This is a genomic window from Pseudomonas fluorescens (assembly GCF_902497875.1).
Lineage (GTDB): Bacteria > Pseudomonadota > Gammaproteobacteria > Pseudomonadales > Pseudomonadaceae > Aquipseudomonas > Aquipseudomonas fluorescens_BR.
The window spans coordinates 295,900-313,129 of the sequence record NZ_CABVHY010000003.1; the positions used below are offsets into that span (position 1 = coordinate 295,900).

Genomic DNA, 17,230 nt, shown 5'->3' on the forward strand with positions numbered 1-17,230 from the left:
CCGGGAAGCGGCTTACTGAACGGCGCCAGCGCCACCCAGTGTGTTCATCACGAAGCCGATAAACTGCTCAACGGTCATCTTCTGGCCGTTGAAATCCACCTGATTATTGGCATAGCGCAGTTTGGAGACGATGTTGTTGCCGTCCAGTGTCGCCAGTTGAGTCCCCACCGCCATGCTGCTGACCATGTCACTGGCCATGGTCGCTTGTTCGGCAATGACCTTGGCATCGGTCTGACCTTCAATCTGTGCCTGCACACTGGCAACGTCGGCGATCATCGGCTTGGACATCAGCAGATTGAAGTCCAACAGCGCAATCAGCTGCTTGCCCACTTCAACGGGCGGCAGGTCCATCGATTGCGGCCTGGCCAGATCGACCACCAGGCTCATACGGCTTTCACCGTTGGCGGTCTTGAACGACAGGTTTTCCATGGCGATCTGCGGTTTGGCATCCAGCAGTTTCTCCAGATCAGTCTTGACCTGGGCCTGCTCGGCTTCGCTCAACATCAGCTCTGGCGCCGGCTCACCGGCGGCAGCTGCTGCGGCGGCGGCAGCCTCGTAGGGCTGAAGTTTGCTCTGATAAACCTGCACCAGCGACAGGGTGGCCGGAATATCGAGGTTTTTCAGGCTCCAGGCCATGTTCGCCGCGCCGACAGCCTTGCCGTTGTAGAGAATTTCACCCACCTTGTAATCGGCACGACCCGCGGCATTAGTCCCGGACTCGTGGGTTGAGCTCTTCAGTTCGGCGTTTTTGAAGGTCACTACCGCCTGCTTCTCACCAAAAGTGGTCTTGGTGCTGGTCAACTCGAGCGTGTTTTGCCCCAGGTAATAGCCATAGCTGCTTTTGTCGAGGTTGCTGGCCATGGTCAGGCCATTGAGTTCGATCAGTACGGGCGTCTGGTCCTCGGCGACCGTCGACAGCGTGAGGCTGTCCATGTAGCCCTTGGCTTTGACCTGCTGCGCTTTGGCGCTGGCGTCAACATCGAGGTTCAGGCCGGAAAACTTCAGATTGGATTTCTCATCCAGCGCCACCTCAAGCGGCAGCAGCTCAAGCTTGCTGTTGGTGGAGTTGTCATAACCGATGTTGACCACACCCTTGACTGGGGCAGCACCCTGGGTGGCAGCGAACCATTTTTCGGTGAGCGGGGTCTTTTCCAGCTCGTAGTGACTGGTCGCCAGCACCGGCAACCACTTGAGCGCGATCAGACGCGAAAAAGGCAGCGGGCCGTGTTCGATATGGTCGACGAACAGCAATTCGACGCCTTCAGGGCGGTCGGTGAACATCTCGCCCTGACCTTTGAGGCGATAGTGCGCGGTACTGCTGAATAACCGGCGGTCCAGCGAGACCAGTTCCAGGGTGGCATTGCCTTTGGAGCCAACCAGGGCGGTCTGCAGCTCAGTATTGGCATCGGCGATCGACGTTTGCAGCACCCCTTCCAGTTTGGTGCCGGTGTACCAGGCGCCACCGGCGCTGATTGCACCTACCGCGACAACAATTGCTAACAGTACGCCTGCTGATTTATTCATGCTTTACCCGATCAATGTCCGTTGTTGAGTGTGGCGGTCTTCCCTGAACCCTTGACGGGTTGCGGCTCGACTCCGCTAAAAGTGCTGGGAGATTAGCATTTGCGCTGCAGGGCGACCCAACCTTTGAAGGGGGAAAAGTCGCTGATTATGTATTCGGTCATGACCCGAGGAAGGTGAGTGGCGGGTTGATAGCGAGGAAATCTGGCCGTCTTCTTCGAAGGCGTCGGCACGGGCTCAGGAATACTCCACTTCCATCTCATCGAGCTGATGATCAAAACTCTTCAGCCGCGCGGTCCAGGTGTACACCAGCACTTCGAAATCCCGGCTGATCACCGTCCCGCCCAGTGATTCGCTGCGCGTGTCATGGAAATCCAGCTGATAACGTTCCCGGGCCATGGCGCTGGCGACGTCGCAGAGTTCGCGGGCGTTATTGAACCAGTGCCGACCGTCGGCCACTTGTTTGTCGAGGGCCAGGCACTGGCGCTTCAAGGCTTCCAGGCTTTTTTCCAGGGGGGTGCCGGTGAGCTCGCCCATGACTTCCTGGAAGGTGCGCCCCGGCTGCCAGTAACTGCCCCAGAAATAGCGATCGAATACCGTTTCGACTCGGCGCAGCGCGACCTTGGTGTCCCAAATCATCACCAGGGTCTTGCCTTGTTCGAGCTGTTTTTTCTTGATCTTCTGACCCTGAAGCGAAGCCCAGGCGAACATCACCATCGCCAGCACCGCAATCAACGCCACCGCGCTGTCGAGGAAGAGCAGCGCCTTGTCGATCTGATGCGCCAGCATGATCCCGTAGAAATAGGTGGCAGAGAGCAGCACCACCGCAGCGATGGCGCACCAGAAGCCGGGAGCGTAAGGGTTTTTCATTATTTGAATCCCCATGACCATCGCGAATCCAGATCCATGGACAGGCGCAAACCGCCGCGCGTCCACCCAACTGTTCAAAGCATAGCAACGGCCTCAGGGTTTCGTGTGCTCAGAACCTTGCGTTCGTCTGCTTTCCCAATCATCGCCCGCTCCAGACCATTCGCGGGCTTGTCCGCTGAAGACGGACTGCCAGTTGATCGGTTCTCTGACCGTCAGTCGCGGTAGTATAGGCTCAGTAATGACTTGGTAATGAAGATGTATATACTTCGTCAGTATCAGCGCTCGGAGATTGAATCCATGTCAAAACAAGCCGTCTTTACAATGAAACTCGAACCCGAGTTGCGTGACCAATTCATGGCCGAAGCCGAAGCATCCCATCGCCCTGCCTCACAAATTGTTCGAGAAATGATGCGCCAGTTCGTTCAAACACAACGAGAGTCGCGCGAATACGAAGAATTTTTGCAACGAAAAGTCGAAGGCGCTCGCGCCTCAATGCGCGCGGGTAATGGCCTATCCAACGAGGATGTGGAAGCTGAGTTCGCTGCCAGACGCACTCGGGCAGCCATTCAAGAATGAAGATAAATTGGACGCCTGAAGCAGCACAGGATCGTGCAGACATATGGGACTACATCTCTGCCGTAAACCCAAAGGCAGCAATAGAAATGGACAAGCGATTCAGCGACTCGCTCTCTCTTCTATCTCAACATCCGGAAATCGGTCCCATCGGAATCGTTGCCGGTACTCGTGAACTGATACCTCATCAGAGCTATCGCCTGGTTTACGAATTGGATCAAGATACCGTATGGATACTGGCATTGGTCCATACCGCTCGCCAGTGGCCTGCGGAGCAAGGAATCACATAACGCAAATTCCCTTCCCACCTCTTCAGTGAGCCCCACTGGTTGCGTTCCAGCGCAAGAGCATGGGAACGATCAGATCAGTGAGTAACCGCGGTTCGCGGGCAAGCTCGCCCACAGGTATTGCGCGATCCTTGTGGGAGCGGGCTTGCCGATCAGTTAAGACGTTACGCGAACCGTAGCAGCTGGCGAAGCCTGCGTCCGGCTGCGCAGCAGCCGTAAAATCAGGCGCTATGGTATTCCAGAGGAACCGTGCAAGCAGGATTTATGACTGCTGCGCCCGAACGCGGACCGAGCCGAACGCAGCCTTCGGCAGCTGCTACGGGGGACAGTGCTTAACCTGAAACTTCTTAACTGAATGGCCTTGGGGCTTGCCCGCGAAGACGGGCAGACCGTCGACAACTCTCTCAGTCAAAAACGAGTGTTCAAGTCGTCTTCAACGCCTGTGCGGTCAAGCGATGCTGCACTTCTTCCATCATGTCCAAGCCGTCTCTCAACGACACAAACGCCGCATTGATGAAGCGGTAAAGATCCTGATCGTCGATATCGCGGATGGTGACCGAGGTGAGGGTTTCCAGCAGATCGGTGCCGATACGGATGCGGCTACAGGCTGTTTCGTGGAGCAAATGGGTCGCAGCAAGGGTGTTGAAGGTTAGAACAGAGGCGGCGGTGGGGTTTGATGTCAGGGGGCGGTACGGGGTCATTTTTTACTCCAAAGTTGGTATTGGAGCTGCCAGCAATCGTCGCCAAACGAAATTAGGGTGGCAGCTGTACGCAGGTTGGCGAACCGGTCAATACCAAACCCGGCAGACCCGAAGGTCTCCCGCGCACAGCCGCCATAAAACAGATCGCCCGCACGGAGAGTGCAAGCAATGGGTTCAGGGCGCAGGTGCGCTGATATTGACTAGGATCGCCAAATCCTGTCGCCGATATGCGGCGACGGGGCGAACTATAGAAGGGATGGTTCGGGGTCTGCAACCAAACAGGCTGGCCGCTTACTTTTCCTAGCGTTTTTTAGCTCGTTCGTACACCGCACTGCGCTCACGCTTACCAACGGCGACCACCACTCCTTGCGTGCGGACGGCAGGAATTCAAGCTTATAGGTCATCCAGGCTTACCGGTACGGGTGTCTCATGGCTACGAGCGCGGACGATTTCGGCCAGCTCCAGGTCGTCCAAACGCTCCATCATGGCTTCGAACACATCGGCCGGAACCATGTAGCCCATGACACGATTGTGATTCAGCACCGCAACCGCCCCACCGTGGGCACCACTCAACACCGCTGAGGGGTTTTTCTTCAACTCGGACACACTGACGGCCATGTCGGCCAGAACACTCTGCATAATAAAGACCTCTATTTAGGTCTTTATTCTGGTCTATCTGTGGCTTATGAACAACCCAAAACCAACACCTTCCCCGCCTCCTCTTCAATAAAGTCAAAAACTTCCTCCGGCACGCTGTACTGAAACTGCTTGCGCCGGTGCTTGGAAACCTTGCCCTCGTTGTCCAGGCACATCATCACCAGCCTGGACAGGTCGCTGCCACGCACGTCAAAACGCTGATTGACGGCTTTGATCACGCGGTCGTAGCGGTCGAGGAATTCGGTTTCTTCGCGTAGCTCGACTTCGAGAGCGCGGCGGGCCATTTGCAGGGTGAATTCGACACAGCGAGTGGCGTCCCAGAAACGGTACATGGAAGGATGACCAACGAATTCACAGGCCATCTTCTCTGCGTCCAGCCAAGTGACGTTCCAGAACTCACGAGCGGGCTGGGAGAAATCCTTGAGTGCGGCCAGATAGCTTTGTTCTTCGTGTTTCATGGCGACCGACACGGGCAGTAGCAGGCCATTTTCGAGCGCGCCGCAGTGGCAAAGCGTCTGGTGGATCAGAAATCGCGAGAGTCGGCCGTTGCCATCCATGAACGGGTGAAGAAAGACAAAACCAAAGGCCGTTACAGCTGCGGCAACCAATGGATCGATGTGGCGAGAAGCCTGATTGGCGAAGGTCATCAGTTCTTGCATCAATTCGCGGCACAAGTCTGGCGCAGGTGGCACATAGCTGACACCGGCGGCGCCTCGCAGGCCGTTGTGCAGATGGTTTTGCTCGTGTCGAAACAGCACGGCTTTGTCAAAGGGGTTGGAGACGGTGCTGTTCTGCAACTCGACCAGATAGTCTTCGCTGAGCTCGCGGCCTTCATGGGCCTGACGTAGCAACTGAACGAAGCGTCGGGATTTTTCTTCGCTGGGCTCTTCCTTCTCGATCGCGAAGGAATCACGGGTTTCGTGAAGGTAGGCCCAGTTAATGGCGCGATCCATCATTTCCGGGGGCAAGGTCGCCATAAAGGCTTTGGCCCGGCCGAGGATGTCGAGGCTGAGCAGGGCTTCGAGTTCCGGGGTCCGCTCCACGGTGGCGCAGTAGTCAAGAGAGCCTAGGCCGTTGAAGTCGATACGCCAGCGGCTATTGCGCACGGTCGGGCCGGTTACGTAAAGTTGCGGATCAAATAACGGCACAACGCTGCCTCGCACCGGAGTTGAATAGTCGAGCTGTTGCTTTGTGAAGCTTTCCCATAGGAAGCAAGCCTTGCGGATAAAGACACCATTGGGTGCTTTGACCAACTCGGTCACTAATTGCTCGGCAGAAATGGTTTCAAGCGCTTGGGCGAGGATCCCAAGGTTAATGCCTTCGTGTTTGAGGGCAAACAAAACATGCTCGAGCATCGAATCCTGAGCAGGCGCCACGGATTGCGGAACAGCCAGGCAATCCCCGATCAAGGTGATCCGGGTAACAGGCTTGATCATTGCTGTGCGTTTTGGGTCAAAGGCTTTAAGGCCTAGCGCCTTACGCAGGTGGGCATATCCGACAACCGACATGGTGAGCTTCCACAGAAAAAATTCACTTTGGCGATTAAAGCCCAGATTTTTTTACCACTCACCAGATTTTTTTACATTTCGCCTGTTTTCATCAGATTTTTTTACACCCCTCGCCCCTTCCTCATCATCACATCCAGTTGATCCACCACCTCGGCCCAATCGGCATCGTCGAGAATCTCGTCGCGCAGGAATTGCGCCTGGCTCTTGGTCCAGAAGAAGGCGTCGGCCAAGTGCAACTCGGGTTTGAGCGGCGAATGGGTGGCGATGAATTTGTCGATGCTCTCCGGGTCATCAGGCAGACCGAGTTGCTTGAACAGGGATGGGAGGCTGTGGGTGGGTGATTCCATGGGGAGCTCCTTGATAACGGATAGGTGAGTCAGTGGTTCAGCGATCGCGGGCAAGCCCCGCTCACATAATGGAACTGTGTAGCGGGTTTGCTCGCGAAGAGGCTGAAAAATCACTGCACAGTGTCATGAATAACTCACCTCGCAAACTTCTGCATGGGGCACCATTTTCAGGTACTGGTCCATGCTCAGATGCACGAGGTTGTTGTGGTTGCCGGCCTCTACGTAAATGTCATCCTGACGGGTCAGCAGTGGATCGATGACCATCTTCATGCCATAGGATTCGCCCAGGGCGGGCACGGCGCCGCGTTCGCAGTCGTTGAACAGCTGGGCCAGCGTGCTTTCGCGGGTGATTTGCCATTCGCCGCTACCACGGACTTTACTCAGGTCCAGATGCCGGCTGGCTGGCAGGACGGCCATCAAGTAGTGCCCATGGTGGTCGTCGAGGATCACTGATTTCGCCACGCGTTCAGCGGGGATACCCGCTACCCGGGCGGTTTCCAGGCTGCTCGCCGAGTGAGGATGAGTCACGACATCGTATTCGCACTTGGCCTGCTCCAGGCTCAGATGCACGGTTCTTGCCATTCGCATGATGCACCTCGGTGTCCTGCGCAACGGCTGCAGGACGATGGGTTAACAACTTATTGTCCCCTTAAAAGAGTCTAGCCGTGCCTCGGGTACCGACCACCACAAACTGCTGATCGGTTTAGCAAATAACTGATCAGAATTCGTTCAGCCCGTTGCTCAACTAAACTCCTGTTCAAGGCCAGTGAATGGCTGTCAGTCGTTGAGCGCATGACTCTCCGGGAGGGTCATATGTACAGAGGCGTATGGCGGGCAGTATTGCTGTGGTTGCTGATCGGGTTACCGACCGGGCAGGCGTGGGCCGTGGATCCGGTAGTGGTGCTGACGGTGAACGATGTGATCAGCCCAGCCAGCGCCGACTACGTAGTTCGAGGCATCAACAAGGCCGCCGATGAGCACGCGCAACTGGTGGTGCTGACCATCGATACCCCGGGCGGTCTGGACACTTCGATGCGGTCGATCATCAAAGCGATCCTCGCCAGCCCCGTGCCAGTGGCCAGTTTCGTTGCCCCCAGCGGCGCCCGTGCCGCCAGCGCCGGGACTTACATTCTCTATGCAAGCCACGTCGCCGCCATGGCGCCGGGCACCAACCTGGGCGCGGCGACACCGGTGCAAATCGGTATGCCCGGGCAGCCAAACCCGCCGGCGGCGCCACGCTCCGACAAGGAGCCAGAGCCCGATACCACCAAAGACACCCTGACCCACAAACAGATCAACGACGCCGCCGCGTATATCCGTGGCCTGGCGCAACTGCGTGGGCGCAACGTCGATTGGGCCGAGCAGGCAGTGCGTGAAGCGGTCAGCCTGTCGGCTCAGGAAGCACTGAAACTCAAGGTGGTCGATTACGTGGCGGACGATGTGAACGGCCTGCTCAAACAGCTCGACGGCAAGACCCTGAATGTCGCCGGGCAGGAGCTGCGGCTACAGACCGCCGGCGCGGCGCTGATCAGCCATGACCCGGACTGGCGCACCCAACTGCTATCGGTGATTACCCATCCCAGCGTGGCGTTGATCCTGATGATGATTGGCGTGTACGGCCTGTTCTTCGAGTTCATGTACCCGGGTACCGGCGCTGGCGGCGTGCTGGGCGGAATCTGCCTGCTGCTGGGGCTGTATGCCTTGCAACTGCTGCCGGTGAACTACGCGGGCGTGGCGCTGATTCTGCTGGGCATCTCTTTCATGGTCGCCGAGGCGTTTTTGCCGACGTTTGGGGTGATCGGGTTTGGCGGGATCGCGGCGTTTGTTGCCGGTGCAGTGATTCTGATGGACACCGATGTACCGGGTTATGGCATTCCACTGTCCTTGATCATCACCCTGGCCGTGGGCAGTGCCCTGTTGTTGGTGGCACTGGGAAGCATGGCCATGAGAGCACGGCGGCGACGACTGGTCAGCGGTGATGCAGGACTGGTGGGCAGCATCACGCCAGTGATCTCCGTGCAACCCGACAACCCTTGCAACGGCTGGGTGCAGCTGCAAGGGGAAAACTGGCAGGTGTCGAGCCCGATGCCACTGCGACACGGGCAACAGGTGCAGGTGGTGGCGCGCAAGGGCCTGCTATTGGAAGTGACGGCGGCACAAGTGGCACCACGAGGAGGATGATCATGGGTCTGGAACTGGGTTTTGGCGCGCTGCTGGCGCTCTTGATTGCATTGGTAGCGTCAGCGTTTCGTATCCTGCGTGAATACGAGCGCGGGGTGGTGTTCCAGCTCGGACGCTTCTGGCAGGTCAAGGGCCCCGGACTGATTCTGTTGATTCCGGTGGTGCAGCAAATGGTTCGGGTGGACCTGCGCACGGTGGTACTCGATGTGCCGCCGCAAGACGTAATCACCCGCGATAACGTGTCCGTGAAGGTCAATGCCGTGCTGTATTTCCGGGTGCTCGACCCGCAGAGGGCAATCATCCAGGTCGAGGACTTCCTCATGGCCACCAGCCAACTGGCGCAAACCACTTTGCGCGCAGTGCTGGGCAAACATGAACTGGACGAATTGCTCGCCGAACGCGAACGCCTGAACACTGATATCCAGCAAGTGCTGGATGCCCAGACCGACGCCTGGGGGATCAAAGTGGCCAACGTCGAGATCAAGCACGTCGACCTCAACGAATCGATGATTCGCGCCATCGCCAAACAGGCCGAAGCCGAACGGGAACGCCGGGCCAAGGTGATCCATGCCGAAGGCGAATTGCAGGCCTCGGAAAAGCTCATGCAAGCCGCCGAAATGCTAGGCCGCCAGCCGGGCGCGATGCAGCTGCGCTACATGCAGACCCTCGGGGCGATTGCCGGCGACAAGACCTCGACCATCGTCTTTCCGTTGCCGATCGAGTTGTTGAAGGGCATGGCGGAGTTGTCGAAGGGGTGAGTGGGCAGTTATCCAAACCGCTGGGTAGACCGTAATACGAGCTAACAGAGTCGAGCGGGCTTTGGCTTGACGAACACTTGCCGCAAATGCAAAAAACACCCATTGCAAAGTCGATGTTTGGGCTGGCACACAATTGTTTCTTTATCAGACAACGGTTGACGTCCGTCCCGAGTCAATTTAGCATCGGCCCCACTACTCAACCCCGTACGCAGAGATTAAGTTCGCTGGCAGTTGGGGTGAAAAAACCGGCCTCGGCCGGTTTTTTCGTTTCCAGGGATTGGAATTATGCGTACTACTTTCTTCGTCGATGGTTACAACCTCTTCTATGGCCTGCTGGCTGGCACCCCTTACAAGTGGCTGGATCTATCGAAGCTACTGGCTCATATCGCTTATGTTGAGAACCCGAGCAGTACGCTTGCTTCTGTCGATTACTTCACCTCTTCCGTCAAACCTGAGCTAGCGACTCGCGGCAGGGTTTCCAAAGAAGCTCAAGACACCTATGTCCGGGCACTGAAAGCCAGCAACATCAGCGTTCACTATGGCCGGCATCAGCTTGAGCCCGCCAAAGCCCCTCGTTTCATTGATAAAAAGACCGGCGCTTCACGCCAGGACAAAGTCGACATTTGGAAGCTCGAAGAGAAGGAAACGGACGTACACATCGCGATCAGCATGTACCGCATTGCAGCCAGGCAAGCCTTTTCTGTAAAGGCCGAACGTATTGATCAACTGGTGCTGGTTTCCGGTGATACCGACATGACTCCAGCCCTGAGAGCCATCCGGGAAGATTTTCCCGAGATGACCCTGGGTATCATTCTTCCCTACAGACCCGAATTCAAACGCCCTGCGCCTGGCTCTCTTAAAGAGTTCTCACATTGGATGCGGCGCGTCGTCACCCCAGAGGAGCTCAAGACGCATCAATTCCCGGATCGCGTCCCGACGCGTAAAGCACCGGCGATCAAACCCGACTATTGGTGAACCAAACATTTTGAGCCCGAATTAACATCCGCGATCACCCACCTCACCAATCGTAAGTCAGGCTCGACACCACCGTGCGTCCTTCGCCGTAGTAGCAATCCCATTCGCTGGAGCAGGTCGCGACGTAGGTTTTGTCTTCAAGGTTTTGCACGTTCAGCGCCAGTCTTACACCCTTGAGCCGCAGTGCCGATCGGCTCAAGTCATAGGACAGACTGGCGTCGTAAACGGTATAGGACGGGACGTGAAACGCGCCTTCATAGTCGTCGCCGTAACTGCCCCTGACATACCGGGCACCGACCCCGGCCCCCAGCCCCGCCAACGGGGTCTCGCCCTGCAGGGTGTAATTGAGCCACAGCGCCGCGGTCAACGGCGGTTTGCCGGCGGGGTGGCGACCTTTGCGGCCGTCGTTGTCCTTGGTGTACTTGATGTCATTTCGCGACACCGCAGCGATCACGTCGAGGCTCTCGCTGAGGGCGGCCTTGGCTTCCAGTTCGATGCCTTTGGAGCGGACCGCTCCGCTCTGATTGCTGAAGCCCGGGTTGGCCAGGTCGCTGGTCAGGACATTCTCCTGGTCCAGTTGATAGGCCGAGACCTGAACGAAGCTGTTTTGCCCTGGCGGCTGGTATTTCACGCCGACTTCATACTGCCTGCCTGTCGACGGGTCGAAGGGTTTTTGCGCAACGCTGGTGCCGCTCATCGGCAGGAATGATTCCGAGTAGCTGACAAAGGGCGCGAGGCCGTTATCGAACAGGTAAACGATGCCGCCGCGGCCGGTGAAGGCCTCGTCCTTGCTGTTGGTATGAGCGCCGCTCAACGGTTCTTTGTTGTCGGTCTCGGCCCAGTCGTAACGCCCGCCCAGGACAAACACCCACTGGTCGAGCTTGATCTGGTCCTGCACATACAACCCGGTCTGGGTCACGGTGTTATCCCAGCGATAGGGGCTGGCGAAGTTCAACGACTGCCCGTAGGTCGGGCTGAACAGATCGATGATGGGCGGATTGCGGTCATACAGCCCATCGAATTTCGAGTTGAAGTGGTAATAGTCCACGCCGACGATCAAGGTATGGCCCAACACCCCGGTATCAAACTCGGCCTGGGCGATGTTATCCACGCCGTAGACGGTGTTGTCCTGTTTCCAGTCCACGCCATAGCGCGTCATGAAACGCTGATCGTCCAGCCCGGTAGTGGGATTGGTGACGAAGCGGTAGCCGTGCAGCGGCGCGGTATAGCGGTCATCGACCGAGGCATAGCGGGCGTTCTGCTTCAGCGTCCAGGTGTCGTTGAGGCGATGGGACAGTTCATAACCGAAGGCGTACTGCTCGCGGTTGTAGGCATTGAGACCCGGCTCGCCGAGAAACAGGTCGCGGTCGATCTTGCCATTGGGATTGTGGAACAGCGTGCCAACGCTCGGCAGGCCTTGGGCCTCGGGCACACCTTGGTCTTTCTGGTATTGGCCGAACAGGGTCAGGCTGGTGTCTTCACTGGGCCGCCAGGTAAAGCTCGGGGCGATGAACTGGCGCTGCTGTTCGACGTAGTCGATTTCCGCGTTGCTGTCGTTGGCCAGCCCGGTCAGGCGATAGAGAAATTTCCCCTCTTCATCCAGTGGGCCACTCAGGTCGATGGCGGCGCTCTTGTGGTCATAATTACCGGCTTCCAGCACGACCTGGTGCAGGGGCATTTCGGTCGGGCGTTTGCTGACCATGTTGATGATGCCGCCCGGCTGATTCTGCCCGTAGAGGACCGAAGCCGGACCTTTCAGGACCTCGATGCGCTCCAGCGAGTAGGGTTCGATTTGCAGCGCGCCACCGGTACTGCCGCCACCGTAAGGCAGGTGCAGGCCGTCGAGATACAGCGGCGCAGGCGAAAAACCTCGCGAAGTCGGCTCATCGAAAAATTTCACCCGATCGTCAAAACCGCCGCCGGTGATGCCCGGCGTATAGCGCAACGCTTCATTGATGCTTTGCGCACCGCGAGCCTTGATTTCATCGGCGGTGATGACGTTGATGGTCTGGGGAATTTCCACCAGCGCCGAGTCGGTCTTGCTACCCGTGGCGCTGCGTTTGGCTACGATCCCATCGACGTGGCCCCAGGCATTTTCCGGGGCTTCGATAGCGTTGACTCGAGTCGCGCCCAACTGCAACGGTCCGCTTTGCGGCGCCGCTTGCAAAGACCAACTGCCCTGAGTTTCAAGAGCCAGCAAGCCGCTGCCGGCGAGCAATCGCTCAAGCCCCTGGACGGTGTCGTAGCGACCTTGCAAACCGGCGCTGCGTTTGCCTTCGGTCAATTGCGCATCCACCGACAACAAAATCCCCGCGGTACTGGCGAAGCGGTTCAGGACCTGATCAAGGCTGCCGGCCGCAATGTTGTATTGGCGCAGCACGCCAACCTGGGCTTCTTCAGCCTGGACCATGTTTGGCAATGCAGGCACGGCGGCCAGCAAGCTAACGAACAGACCCCGGCGCAGCGCGCGGGCCAAGGGTTGAATCGACAGCGTCGGGTGTGGCATTCCAGAACTCCCCATGAGAATGCGTCTTGATTTGCTTTCAAGAGGTATCCCGGACAGGTCATGGAAACCGACAAGAGCCAAAACAATTATTTTGCACAACGCAGAATCAGGTTCTGCGCTTCACCGTCAGCCAGTAACGGGTCACCCTATGCACACGGACGGGCAGCGAGCGTTCCAACGCGGCGAGGATGCTCTCGGTGTCATTGAGCGGGAACACGCCAGTCAACAACAGCCCCGATACTTCATCGTCACAGCGCAGCCAGCCCGGGTGGTAACGCGCCAGTTCGGCGATGAACTGCCCCAAGGGCTGGCGTTCGGCAATCAGGCGGCCCTGGGTCCAGCTGCTGGCATTGACGCCGGCCGGTGGAACCGCGCGGCTTTGATCGGCGCTGAACCACAGGCTGCTGCCCGCATTCATGTGTACCGCTTGAGCTCGCCGTGGACGGACCTGCAACTGGCCTTCATACAAATCCACCCGGCTGCCGTTATCCAGATCGCGTACGGCAAAGCGCGTGCCCAAGGCCTGGATATCCCCGGCGAGCGTTTCGACAATCAACGGCCGATTCAAGTCGTGACCGCTGCTGAGCAGGATTTCCCCACTGATCAACCTGATCCTGCGCTCTTGGGCGGTGAACAGCAGATCGATCGCACTGTTGCTGTTGAGGTCCAGCCGCGTGCCGTCGCTCAGGGTCAGATGACGAATCTCGCCAATCGCGGTGCGCTGCTCGGCGAATGCGGCACGCCAGGGCTGGCTGCCTTGCACCAGATACCCGCTGCCACCGGCCACCAACAGCAGCCCCAGCAGCTTCAAGGCCGAGCGCCGCTGATGGTCCGGCACATCGCGCAATACCGCCCTGGCACTCTCGGCCGGCACCTCGCCGAGGGTCTGCTGCAACTGTTGCAGACGCTGCCAGGCACGCTGGTGTTCCGGGTCAGCGGCTTGCCAACGGGCAAAGGCCTGGCGCTGATCAGCATCCAGTTCCCCGCCCCAATGCAGCATCAGCCACTCACTGGCCTGCTCGACAATGGCTGGCGCAATCGGCGCCTCGCGGTGAGTTCTCATTGTTCGTAGACCACCTGATAACAGGCTTGAATGGCGCGAATCATGTACTTCTGCACCGAGCTGACGGTCACCCCCAAACGATCAGCGATCTGGGCGTAGGTCAGGCCTTCGAACTGCGACAGCAAAAACGCCTGGCGGACTTTCTCCGGCATACGGTCGAGCATCGCGTCGATCTGCATCAGTGTTTCGAGAATCAACGCGCGGGTCTCCAGGGAGGGCGATTCCGGTTCCGGCAGATGGGCGATGCTTTCGAGGTAGGCACGCTCGATGCGCAGCCGTCGCCACTGGTCGATCACCAGGTTGCGGGCGATCTGCGCCAGGTAACTGCGACTCTCCAGCTGGCCGGGGAACCGCCCGGAGACCAACAGGCGCAAAAAAGTATCCTGCGCCACATCGGCCGCATGCTCGCGATCGCCCAGGCGTTTGCGTAGCCAGCCTTGCAGCCAGCCATGGTGATCGCGGTAAAGGCGATGAAGTTGCGCTTTGCCGTCAGTCGTTGCGTCCATGAATGGCCCACATGCATGATTGATAGCGATTATCATTACACTTTTACAGGCCTACAGGCAAAGTGCCTTCGATCAGGGGGCCAACAGATTAGGCGCAAAGGTGGAGCTTCTGCAGAATCGGCAGGGGGTCATTGAACCAGAACGACGACTCCAGTAATTGCCAGCGCCCACCAGCATAGCCCCAAGACTACCCAGAACCCGTTGAGGCCAGTAAACCTCGCATTTGTCTGGCCTTGAGGGTCTGACTCAAGATAATTGACCGCTTTTTGCACGCGGGTGAGCAGGACCGCTTGAAGGATGAGGATGCCGCAAGATGCCTTCAGGGAGGTAATCGGGTCAAATACCCAGATCAGAGCGTTAGCGGCGCAGGCAGAAACAATAAACAGCAGGGCCAGTAGCCGTGGGAACCACGAATATGGACGGTCAGAAAAGAGCAGACGCTGACGGATTTTCATGAAGAGCGAATAAACAAAAAAAATGCTGAAAATAGTCCGCAAAAGCGCCAGGACCTTAATGCCGGTGGCTGCGCGGTAACATCGCCAGTTTTTGTAAAACCAGTAGGTGAAGTAGAAGCCTGATGTAAGGAAAAACAAAGTCAGAAATTTTGGGATAGAAACCACATAAAACGTAGTTCTACCGTCTGAAGCGGTCTGTAGGTTTGCCTGTGGCGCTGCAAATGGATTTTCGATCGTGGACATTGTTCAGGGCTCGATGTGAGTACGGGCCAAGATACTAACGTCCACTTTCAATGATTATTTACGCCCGAGAAAATCGAGAAGATTCCTACAGGAAAATCCTATTGGCGCTTTTGCCTGATAACCCAGGTTCTTTTGTCACGACCGATTAACGCTGCATCCCCCACCGTTTCAGCCTCCGCGACCCTAGCAGTTCTGCTAGTTCCCAACGTTGGGCCGAGCGAGTAAAACTGGAGGCCGGAATTCACACCGACCGAATCACCAAGGAAGGCATTTTCATGGTCCACTCAATTGCTGATGACCATGCCAACCCGAGCCAACGACGCACTGTGCTGTTGGCGATCGACAGCAAAAATTCGGTGCTCGCCGAGGTGATTGCTGGCCAAACAAACCACATCGCCTATTCCGCCTACGGCCATCAGTCCGCGCAACAGGAGGTCATAACGCGCTTGGGCTTCAATGGCGAATGGCGAGAAATGCACACCAGTTGGTATTTGCTGGGAAACGGCTACCGCGCTTACAACCCGCGATTGATGCGTTTTCATAGCCCGGACAAATTGAGTCCTTTTGGGGCGGGCGGGTTGAATGCGTATATGTATTGTGGGGGTGAGCCAGTGATGAATTCGGATCCGACAGGGCATACTTTTTTTTCCTGGAAAAATGTATTCCAAATTTTGGATTTTTTTTCATTGTCCAATAATTCGAGTGGCCCACTACGTAACCCGTTACCCATAGAAGCCGCATCGGGATCAGGGGGATTGTGGGGAGCCGCAGCTACCCTCGCCAGCAGAGCGCCCGGTCCTGGCGGGGTCAGTTCAACGCCCATAGGCAAAAATCCGCCACTCCACGGAACCTCCGGCCCAACCAGCAACTACCGCCCCTCTCGTCCCGCTTTAACCGGTGTCGGCGCGCTCGTCGATTCCGTCGGTTTCAGCGGATCGACATCGAGGACATATCCAACCTTCCTATCGAGCGGTAACACACATACGCAACCCCGTACGCAACCCCGTTCATCTTTTGACGAACCTAGAGTGCTATACGATGGTCCGGTTCCGAAGTCACCCATACTGGTAACGGAAAGACTTCTGGGGAAAGCTCCAACTTATGATCCACATAACCCAACCAGTTATCTGACCTCTGCACAAATGGAACGCCGGCGTGACCGTGCAAACTTGCCGCGACAGTTGGCAGAGGAAATAGCCAATGAAAGACGAACCGCTCAACAGCGGGATTATATACGGGATGAAATCGTGGCCAGAGATCGAAACCGTCTGGCCGCACTACAAAATTCTGCGATATAGACAAACAACACGAGGTCTATATACGCGCCAGGCCTTAACGTAGAACCTATTATCCAGAAAGTTATCTTCATGGCCCACTCAATTACTAACGACCACAACAACTCGACTCCCCCCAACGTGCTGTTGGCGATCGACAACAAAAACTCGGTGCTCGCCGAAGTGGTTGCCGGCCAAACAAACCACATCGCCTATTCAGCCTACGGTTATCAGTCCGCACGGCAGGAGGTCATGACGCGGTTGGGCTTCAATGGCGAATTGCGAGAAATGCACACCAGTTGGTATTTGCTGGGAAACGGCTACCGCGCTTACAACCCGCGATTGATGCGTTTTCATAGCCCGGACAAATTGAGTCCTTTTGGGGCGGGCGGGTTGAATGCGTATATGTATTGTGGGGGTGAGCCAGTGATGAATTCGGATCCGACAGGGCATACTTTTTTTTCCTGGAAAAATGTATTCCAAATTTTGGATTTTTTTTCATTGTCCAATAATTCGAGTGGCCCACTACGTAACCCGTTACCCATAGAAGCCGCATCGGGATCAGGGGGATTGTGGGGAGCCGCAGCTACCCTCGCCAGCAGAGCGCCCGGTCCTGGCGGGGTCAGTTCAACGCCCATAGGCAAAAATCCGCCACTCCACGGAACCTCCGGCCCAACCAGCAACTACCGCCCCTCTCGTCCCGCTTTAACCGGTGTCGGCGCGCTCGTCGATTCCGTCGGTTTCAGCGGATCGACATCGAGGACATATCCAACCTTCCTATCGAGCGGTAACACACATACGCAAC

The 17,230-nt window shown here is 57.2% G+C and carries 18 protein-coding genes; 7 read left to right on the forward strand and 11 right to left on the reverse strand.

Annotated features, from left to right (window positions below):
* Positions 1-12: 12 nt before the first annotated feature.
* Together F8N85_RS04420 and F8N85_RS04425 are read right to left on the reverse strand one after the other, a co-directional pair.
* Positions 13-1,524, reverse strand: coding sequence for a YdgA family protein (locus F8N85_RS04420; RefSeq protein WP_150802456.1), 1,512 nt, complete (start codon positions 1,522-1,524; stop codon positions 13-15).
* A 234-nt stretch (positions 1,525-1,758) separates the two neighbouring features.
* Positions 1,759-2,391 (reverse strand): NADH:ubiquinone oxidoreductase subunit N, encoded by a 633-nt coding sequence (locus tag F8N85_RS04425; protein WP_150802457.1) that lies wholly within the window; start codon positions 2,389-2,391, stop codon positions 1,759-1,761.
* Positions 2,392-2,688: 297 nt separating this feature from the next.
* Between F8N85_RS04425 and F8N85_RS04430 the strand changes: the two genes are divergently transcribed.
* Complete coding sequence (locus tag F8N85_RS04430) at positions 2,689-2,967, forward strand: antitoxin of toxin-antitoxin stability system (RefSeq protein ID WP_150802484.1); 279 nt, start codon at positions 2,689-2,691, stop codon at positions 2,965-2,967.
* Positions 2,964-3,254, forward strand: a complete 291-nt coding sequence (locus F8N85_RS04435) for a type II toxin-antitoxin system RelE/ParE family toxin (protein ID WP_150802458.1) — start codon at positions 2,964-2,966, stop codon at positions 3,252-3,254. The genes F8N85_RS04430 and F8N85_RS04435 overlap by 4 nt, the downstream gene beginning before the upstream one ends.
* A gap of 419 nt (positions 3,255-3,673) precedes the next feature.
* On the opposite strand, the gene F8N85_RS04440 is transcribed toward F8N85_RS04435, so the two are convergent.
* The 5 genes from F8N85_RS04440 to F8N85_RS04460 form a co-directional block, all read right to left on the reverse strand.
* Complete coding sequence (locus F8N85_RS04440) at positions 3,674-3,952, reverse strand: hypothetical protein (RefSeq protein WP_150802459.1); 279 nt, start codon at positions 3,950-3,952, stop codon at positions 3,674-3,676.
* A gap of 393 nt (positions 3,953-4,345) precedes the next feature.
* On the reverse strand, positions 4,346-4,591 hold the full coding sequence (locus F8N85_RS04445; RefSeq protein ID WP_150802460.1) for a type II toxin-antitoxin system Phd/YefM family antitoxin: 246 nt from the start codon (positions 4,589-4,591) through the stop codon (positions 4,346-4,348).
* 44 nt (positions 4,592-4,635) lie between these two features.
* Positions 4,636-6,117, reverse strand: coding sequence for a Fic family protein (locus F8N85_RS04450; RefSeq protein ID WP_150802461.1), 1,482 nt, complete (start codon positions 6,115-6,117; stop codon positions 4,636-4,638).
* A 101-nt stretch (positions 6,118-6,218) separates the two neighbouring features.
* Complete coding sequence (locus F8N85_RS04455) at positions 6,219-6,464, reverse strand: DUF2789 domain-containing protein (protein ID WP_150802462.1); 246 nt, start codon at positions 6,462-6,464, stop codon at positions 6,219-6,221.
* A 123-nt stretch (positions 6,465-6,587) separates the two neighbouring features.
* Positions 6,588-7,052 (reverse strand): aminoacyl-tRNA deacylase, encoded by a 465-nt coding sequence (locus F8N85_RS04460; RefSeq protein WP_150802463.1) that lies wholly within the window; start codon positions 7,050-7,052, stop codon positions 6,588-6,590.
* Between the two features lie 225 nt (positions 7,053-7,277).
* On the opposite strand from F8N85_RS04460, the gene F8N85_RS04465 reads away from it, so the two are divergent.
* From F8N85_RS04465 to F8N85_RS04475, 3 genes are all read left to right on the forward strand, one after another.
* Positions 7,278-8,645 (forward strand): NfeD family protein, encoded by a 1,368-nt coding sequence (locus F8N85_RS04465; RefSeq protein WP_150802464.1) that lies wholly within the window; start codon positions 7,278-7,280, stop codon positions 8,643-8,645.
* Positions 8,646-8,647: 2 nt separating this feature from the next.
* Entirely contained in the window at positions 8,648-9,403 is a 756-nt protein-coding gene (locus F8N85_RS04470; RefSeq protein ID WP_150802465.1) for a slipin family protein, read from the forward strand.
* A 285-nt stretch (positions 9,404-9,688) separates the two neighbouring features.
* Positions 9,689-10,378 carry an NYN domain-containing protein gene (locus tag F8N85_RS04475; RefSeq protein WP_150802466.1) on the forward strand — a complete coding sequence of 230 codons (690 nt, stop codon included), beginning with the start codon at positions 9,689-9,691 and terminating at the stop codon, positions 10,376-10,378.
* Between the two features lie 43 nt (positions 10,379-10,421).
* On the opposite strand, the gene F8N85_RS04480 is transcribed toward F8N85_RS04475, so the two are convergent.
* The 4 genes from F8N85_RS04480 to F8N85_RS04495 all read right to left on the reverse strand — a co-directional run bounded on the left by F8N85_RS04480 (position 10,422) and on the right by F8N85_RS04495 (position 15,151).
* Complete coding sequence (locus tag F8N85_RS04480) at positions 10,422-12,884, reverse strand: TonB-dependent siderophore receptor (protein WP_150802467.1); 2,463 nt, start codon at positions 12,882-12,884, stop codon at positions 10,422-10,424.
* 106 nt (positions 12,885-12,990) lie between these two features.
* Positions 12,991-13,947, reverse strand: a complete 957-nt coding sequence (locus tag F8N85_RS04485; RefSeq protein ID WP_150802468.1) for a FecR domain-containing protein — start codon at positions 13,945-13,947, stop codon at positions 12,991-12,993.
* Complete coding sequence (locus F8N85_RS04490) at positions 13,944-14,453, reverse strand: sigma-70 family RNA polymerase sigma factor (protein ID WP_150802469.1); 510 nt, start codon at positions 14,451-14,453, stop codon at positions 13,944-13,946. The genes F8N85_RS04485 and F8N85_RS04490 overlap by 4 nt, the downstream gene beginning before the upstream one ends.
* Positions 14,454-14,581: 128 nt before the next feature.
* Positions 14,582-15,151 (reverse strand): hypothetical protein, encoded by a 570-nt coding sequence (locus tag F8N85_RS04495; RefSeq protein ID WP_150802470.1) that lies wholly within the window; start codon positions 15,149-15,151, stop codon positions 14,582-14,584.
* Positions 15,152-15,426: 275 nt separating this feature from the next.
* Between F8N85_RS04495 and F8N85_RS04500 the strand changes: the two genes are divergently transcribed.
* Together F8N85_RS04500 and F8N85_RS04505 are read left to right on the forward strand one after the other, a co-directional pair.
* Positions 15,427-16,449 (forward strand): RHS repeat-associated core domain-containing protein, encoded by a 1,023-nt coding sequence (locus tag F8N85_RS04500; protein WP_150802471.1) that lies wholly within the window; start codon positions 15,427-15,429, stop codon positions 16,447-16,449.
* A 69-nt stretch (positions 16,450-16,518) separates the two neighbouring features.
* Positions 16,519-17,230 (forward strand): RHS repeat-associated core domain-containing protein (locus tag F8N85_RS04505; RefSeq protein WP_150802472.1); only part of this gene is annotated, 712 nt, incomplete at its 3' end.